The sequence below is a fragment of the Falsiroseomonas oryzae genome (assembly GCF_027856955.1).
GTDB classification, from domain to species: Bacteria; Pseudomonadota; Alphaproteobacteria; order Acetobacterales; family Acetobacteraceae; genus Falsiroseomonas; species Falsiroseomonas oryzae.
In genome coordinates this window covers 1-655 of record NZ_JAPSMD010000966.1, presented here as the reverse complement: position 1 = coordinate 655, position 655 = coordinate 1, and the positions used below count along the sequence as shown (strand labels likewise).

The 655-nt window shown below is 78.0% G+C and carries 1 protein-coding gene; it reads left to right on the top strand.

Annotated elements, in window-relative coordinates; all coding sequences use genetic code 11:
* On the top strand, positions 1 to 655 hold a 655-nt coding region (locus OZN99_RS32990; protein ID WP_270939385.1), incomplete at both ends, for an AMP-binding protein.

Genomic DNA, 655 nt, shown 5'->3' with positions numbered 1-655 from the left:
CGCGCTGGGCCTGCCCGGCGTGGTGCGCGCGGCGGAGGAGGCCGGCGGGCCGACCATGATCCAGGGCCTGCCGAGCCTGGTGACGGCGCTGCTGCAGGCGCCGGGCGCGGCCGCCGCCTTCCGCCGCGTCCGGCGCTGCCAATGCGCCGGCACGCAGCTGCTGGCCAGCGACATCCAGGCGCTGCGCGCGGTCCTGCCGCCGGACTGCAACCTGCGCAACGTCTACGGCCTGACCGAAAGCTCCGGCGTGCTGAGCTGGGACGTGCCGCCGGACTGGCAGCCGCAGGGCCCGCGCGTGCCGGCGGGCCTGCCGGTGCCGGGCCAGCGGATCGAGCTGGTCGATGAGTCCGGCGCGGCCGTACCGCCGGGCGAGGTGGGCGAGATCGTGGTCTCGGGTCCGCTCGTTGCCCTTGGCGAATGGCGGGACGGTCGCCTGGTGCCCTCGCCGCGCATTGCGCCCGCGCCCGACCGCCCTGGCGAGCGCGTGCTGCACACCGGCGACCTCGGGCGCATCCGCCCGGACGGGCTCTACGAGGTGGTCGGCCGCGCCGACCGCCAGGTGAAGATCGGCGGCCGCCGGGTCGAGCTCGAGGAGATCGAGGACCGGCTGCGCCGCGCCCCCGGCGTCGCCGCCGCCGCCGTCCTCGCCGACCGC